At 41.8% G+C, this 5,792-nt stretch carries 7 protein-coding genes; all 7 read left to right on the forward strand.

Features of this window, described 5'->3' with window-relative positions; translation table 11 throughout:
• Positions 1-24 precede the first annotated feature (24 nt).
• Complete coding sequence (locus LHW48_06615) at positions 25-150, forward strand: hypothetical protein (protein MCB5260128.1); 126 nt, start codon at positions 25-27, stop codon at positions 148-150.
• A 186-nt stretch (positions 151-336) separates the two neighbouring features.
• A complete protein-coding gene (locus LHW48_06620; protein MCB5260129.1) occupies positions 337-834 on the forward strand; it encodes a GIY-YIG nuclease family protein in 498 nt (165 codons plus the stop codon).
• A gap of 101 nt (positions 835-935) precedes the next feature.
• Complete coding sequence (locus LHW48_06625) at positions 936-1,943, forward strand: WYL domain-containing protein (GenBank protein ID MCB5260130.1); 1,008 nt, start codon at positions 936-938, stop codon at positions 1,941-1,943.
• Between the two features lie 13 nt (positions 1,944-1,956).
• The gene (locus tag LHW48_06630) at positions 1,957-3,546 is read left to right on the forward strand and encodes a hypothetical protein (GenBank protein MCB5260131.1); all 1,590 of its coding nucleotides are present in this window, start codon (positions 1,957-1,959) and stop codon (positions 3,544-3,546) included.
• Positions 3,547-3,555: 9 nt separating this feature from the next.
• Positions 3,556-4,410 carry a hypothetical protein gene (locus LHW48_06635; protein ID MCB5260132.1) on the forward strand — a complete coding sequence of 285 codons (855 nt, stop codon included), beginning with the start codon at positions 3,556-3,558 and terminating at the stop codon, positions 4,408-4,410.
• 29 nt (positions 4,411-4,439) lie between these two features.
• Positions 4,440-5,027 carry a hypothetical protein gene (locus LHW48_06640; GenBank protein ID MCB5260133.1) on the forward strand — a complete coding sequence of 196 codons (588 nt, stop codon included), beginning with the start codon at positions 4,440-4,442 and terminating at the stop codon, positions 5,025-5,027.
• Positions 5,028-5,147: 120 nt separating this feature from the next.
• The coding region (locus LHW48_06645; GenBank protein MCB5260134.1) for an IS5 family transposase at positions 5,148-5,792 on the forward strand (645 nt) is incomplete at its 3' end.

Here is a 5,792-nt window from a genome sequence, read left to right on the forward strand (position 1 = left end):
AATTTAGTTGAAGCTAATGAAGTTATTATGAATTGGGCTTGTCACTACAATGAAGAACGACCTCATCGGTCTCTGAATTTTATGGCTCCCTACGAGTTTATCGATGCCTACAACGTCAAAGCAAGTTGCCCATTAGAAACTGGTCCATAAAATGGGGTACGGTCATCAGGTACGATGGAGTTACAGTATATTCTCAATCTTATGAATGATTATGCGGTTCAATTACTGGTTACAGATAGATTAGGGAGTATTGGCTTGCCTATACCCCTGTTTTGTCCATGGGTTGATTTATCATGAGAATGCGTATATGCAAAATGAGTTATTTAGGAGTTAGGAATGAGCTTTTTGAAAACAGTGGCAAAGATTGGAAATGCTGTCATCGATGAAGGTATGAAACAGCAAAGTAAGCAGATGAGAAATAGCAGTAGGAATGCAGCTACAGGGAGAACGGAAGTCCCCACTATTGGAGGAAAGACACTCAGAGATTGGGAGAGCAAGTGGCAGAATGTAGGCTATCTGGACAGCATCGACCTAAGTCCATACTCCTCTTATGTTGGGCTTTACAAAGCCGAATTGGGTGGAAAAGTCATGTATATCGGCAGAGCTGTCGAATATTCGAATGGTGGCATCAGGAAGAGACTATCTGACTATACCAGAGAATCAGACAGTGCCAGAAAGCACACATCGGGGCAACTAATGCATGCCAATGCTGCCGATTTGAAGATATCTATTTTGCTGGTTGGTAGTGATGAGGAAGCGGCTGAAGCGACCAGAAAGCTCGAACGCTACTTCATCGGCAAGTACTCTCCTGAGTGGAATAAGATTCTCAAGTAGGTGGGTTATACTCATTGAGGTACAGGGATGGCGATGAAAAGCATTGACTTTATAAGTAGGGCAAGAATATTTTGGAAAAACTGTAAAATGGCGAGGAATTTGTGAGGAATCAAGCTCTGTACCGGCAATGGCAGATGCTGCACCTGATAAATCAGCATCGGCTTAACGGCATATCCAAAGGTGAATTGGCAACACACTTTGGGGTATCAAAGAAGACTATTGCCAGGGATATAACTAATCTGTCTTCATGTGGTTTTCCGATCTACGAAGACCAGGATATGGATAGGGCAAATCAGGTTTTCTACTATTTCACAGAGGGTTATCGCCTTCCTGATTATACGCTGAATTACGAGGACATTCTTAGCCTCTCACTGGCAAGCAAGCTTTGGGAAGAATCGGGGTTGGTTACTTCCGATAGCATAAAAGGCATTCTGACCAAGATCGAAACTAAGCTGGATAAATCAATCCTCAAGTTCTACCGTGATGTCCAAAAAGCGCTAATCAGTGATGGTACCGGGACTCTATCTGATTCGGACACTGTGGCTGAGAAACTAAGCCTGGTACTGAAAGCGATACTGAATTATAAGATGATCGCTTTTGATTATTATAGTGTGCAGAACCAAAGGCACAGTCATAAAGAAGTCTCGCCTTTGGCAGTTAAGTATTTCAACCATAACTTCTACCTGGCAGGATATTATAAAAAGATAGATCAGGTGATCGTCTTTGCCATCAATCGCATGGAGAAGCTTAAGCTGAGCGATAAACCTCAACACGAGGTGGATTTTGATTCCAGAACCTATTTTGATAGCGGCTTTGGCATCTATGCTGGAGAAGTGTTTCCGGTGAAACTTCAATTCTTTCCTCCAACCTCGGATTATATCGCAGAAAGAATGTGGCATCCATCACAGAAGATCACTCGTCTTAAGGATAAATCACTCATCCTGGAAATGCCTGCTAACTCCCTGAGTGAAATGAAGAAATTTGTGCTGAGCTATGGTGCAAAAGTCAAGGTGCTGGAACCGAAGGAGCTGGTGGAAATGGTTCGAGCAGAGATAAAAAGAATTTCATTAGTATATTCCGGCAAACTTAATGAATCAGTATTGTTGTAGATATGGGGGAAAAATGAGTAAAAAACGCGTTGAACCTGATAAAGAAAAAGAAGAAAAAAGCAGAACCTCCAAAGTTATTGAAGGATCTATTGGCGGCGTTACACATGAGCAAGTAGGTCATTATGGAGGTGCTGTTGCTGAAAGAATAAAGGAATATACTGGAGAATTTGATCCCAATGGTAAGGTGACAGTAAAGGGGCTTAAGCAGATTGCTGAATCCAAAGTCGATCCCAGATACGAGTATCAGAATACAAAACAACAAGCTGGGTTTGCTGCAGAAGTAGATTATAGAGCTAAGGTCAATTCTGAGAACATCATAAACAAGTCAAAGAAGCAAATTGCCCGATCAAATGATGTTGGACTGGGAAACAATCCTGTAGCAGACTTTGTATCCGTAGATCAACAAGGAAATCCGATACTTATCGATGGTAATCCAGAGTGGAGTGCACAAATGAAATTCTGCGGTAAATATGGCTCTCAAGCAGAAATTCAAAACAGTGCAAGAGACATTGTTGATAGGTTCGCCGGTAGCAAATTCGAAAAATATCGGGGCCAAAAACTGTTAGTACCTTCAGAGCAATACGATCCGGCTTTGAACTACGCAAGAGACAAGGCCGCAGAATTCCGAAATGCTGCGCAAAAACTTCGCACAAGCGGAGACTACGAAAAAGCTACCATGTTGGAAGCAAGAGCAGCGAACTTTGACTCAGTCGCAAACAACCTGGTAAACAGCAAGATATCATCCCGGGAAGCTATGTTTATGCGACAAAACCCAAAGCTCCATACTACCTATAACATCGCTAAAACAGCACATGGAGCCGGGATGGAAAATGTGAAAACCTCAGCAGTGATCTCAGGGGTGATTTCACTATCTACGAGTTTGGCTGCAGCGATTAATGGAAGTAAGGACATTTCCGAGGCAGCAGTGGATATAGCTATTGATGTGGGTAAGGGTGTTGCGGTCGGATATGGTTATGGAGCTGCAACTTCTGTTGTGAGCGGAGCCATGCAGAGAAGTAGCAATATGGCTATCCAGAGTTTATCCAAAACATCCCTTCCAGGAATGATCGTAGCAGTTACATATCAAGTGGGTAAATCCGTAGTCAGATGGGCTAATGGAGAAATCGATGGAGTTCAGTTCGTTGTAGAAGTTGGAGAAGTAGGTGTTGGAGTTCTGGCAGCCAGTATCGGAGCATCCATCGGGACAGCAATATTTCCAGGAATAGGGACTGTTGTTGGTGGCATGGTAGGCTACATAGTCGGCTCAGTTATATACAATTCCACGATCAATACTATACGTGATTACAAGCTTTCTTCCGAAAGACTCGAAACAATAACAGCAATTTCTCAAGCTGCTTTGTTATCTATGGAGGCCAGTAGGAAGGATTTTGAGACTGCCATGAACAAGCATTTCAAACGGAGGGCTCAGTTACTCAGAAGCTGCTTTATGACGATGGATCAAGCCGTTTTAAACAATGACCATGAAGCTTTTACAAAAGGCCTAAGTGCAATAGCCATTGAGATGGGTTCATGCCTTAGATTTAAAGACTTTGCAGAGTTTGACAGCTTTATGCAAGATTCTAACAGTAAATTAGTACTATAAGGAGTAATTATGCCACTACCAATAGTTTGGGGAGCCGTAGTTGGAATCGGCGTGTTAACGGGTTTGAGTAATTCGGGTAAAACCAAATCTAATCTACGGGAAGCAGAAGGATTAATAGATGCTGCTAATGATAAAGCTACAGAAGCGAAAGAATTTGTAGAGATGGCTCAAGATAAAACCGTTAAAGCCATTGAAGCATTAGGGCAATTGAAGATCCAAGTTCTTAAAACCTCAATGACCGATTTTGTGGAGAACTTTGAGAAAATCAAGGAAGTGGAATTTACCATTCAGAATGGTATGAATGACATGACGAAACTTCTTCCAGGAACACCCGGTTTCAAAGAACTGAAGCAATCCACCCATCTTAAGACACTGGCCAGAATCGAAAGTATCCTTAATTTCGGCAGTTTTGGGTTCCTCACAGCGTCAACTTTCATGCCAAACATGCCAGTGTTTCCGTTAATGAGTACTATACTCAATATGAAGTCGCAAACTGCACTGAATAATGCCAAGGCTAATTATGAAAAAGCTAAAGTTTATCATTCTCAAGCCAAGACTATTGGATTGGCATTGAAAGCGATATTCTTAAGGTGTGAACAGATTTATGGGTTACTTGAACAATTGGATTCCTATTTTTCTAAGTCTGTCGGGAACCTAAGAATAATTATAGAGTCCTCTGGTACAAAATGGCCAAAATATAGTATAGAGGAACAGAATGACATTTATCTATGTGTGCAGATTGCTCAAACTGTGAAAATTGTATTAGATACGTCTTTATTAACAGAAAATGGCGAACTAGATAAGAAATCAGAAGAAATGGTATCCCAAGGCAACATGCTTCTTCAAAAAATTGCAAGACTGTAAAACCGCACGATTACGAAAGGAGATAACTCATGACAGACAATAACGAACACAAAGGCGTTCTTAATGCTGCATTTGATTGGATAATTCAAAGTGTTGATTCTGCCGAGTCAGAACAACAGGATGAAACCGCCTCAAAGCAACAGAACGATAAAACATCCAACTCCGATGCCACTTCGTTCAAACAAGCGATCTTGGATAAATACGAAGAAGTTAGTGGATATCCTCCAATTGTGGACGATTACATGCCAAGAATCAAAAACATGCTGAAGGAGATTTGTAATGGCCAATACAAAAAGGATCAGATAATCGATACCAACGATACCAGCATATCCAGTAACGGTCACTCAGGCATAGTGTTCACTACAGAAGCAATATGTGTAAAGGATTCTGGTAATTCCACAAGCAAGTTCATCGCTAAGTTTGAAGATATCGATTTTACATATCTCAAGGAAGAGCGTTTTCTGGGAGTTGACATCTCTGCCCTTGAGTTACATATGAAATACGGTTCTACCTACAATCTTAGTACTACCCTATCATCATTATCATTGAATGACATGCAGGAACTTATAGACTATGCAATGTCATTATATGAAGAGAAGGATAAACTGGAGTGGTAACACCCATCTTAAATATCTAAGACCATTGCACGTAGAAATGGACATAAAATATATCTAAACAGTTCATGACAGATAAGCTAGATGTACAATTATGGCTCTATCAATACGCAGGAGCTAATCATGGAAAAGCAAACCCTAACTTTCGCAGATCAAGAGATTGCCAATCGTTTGGCAAGCCGCAGACACTTTCTCAAAGATGTGGATCAACTGATAGACTGGAAAAGGATCAACAAACTGATCAGCAAGGTTGAGATCAGAAGGACTTCTGTGGCAGGTAGGGACGCATATTCGGCAGAAGTGATGTTTCGGATCATGTTGGTTCAGGCTTGGTACAAGCTGTCTGATTACCAGATGGAAGAGCAGCTTGTCTATAACACGATGTTCCTGTGGTTTTGTCATTTGAGTATGGAGAATCCGGTCCCGGATCATTCCACGATTTGTCGCTGGCGTGGCAGGTTTTCAGAAAAGAGAATCTACGAAAAGCTACTTCAGGAGATCAATCATCAATTGAGTAAGCACGATATCAGGATCACAGAAGGTGTGATCGTGGACGCAACTTTGGTTGAATCGCATGCCCGTCCCCGCAGGAAAGAATACATCGAGACAGAGCCTGTAGGAGATGATGAGATCCCTGGTCAGCCAACCTTTCAGGCAACCGTTCTGACGATCGAAGAATCCAAAGACTCTGAAGCCAGGTGGCTGAAGAAAGGCAATAAGAGCATTTATGGCTACAAGGGACACACAGCTGTGGACAAGACTCATGGT

The sequence above is a fragment of the Candidatus Cloacimonadota bacterium genome (assembly GCA_020532355.1).
In the GTDB taxonomy this organism is placed as follows: Bacteria; Cloacimonadota; Cloacimonadia; order Cloacimonadales; family Cloacimonadaceae; genus UBA5456.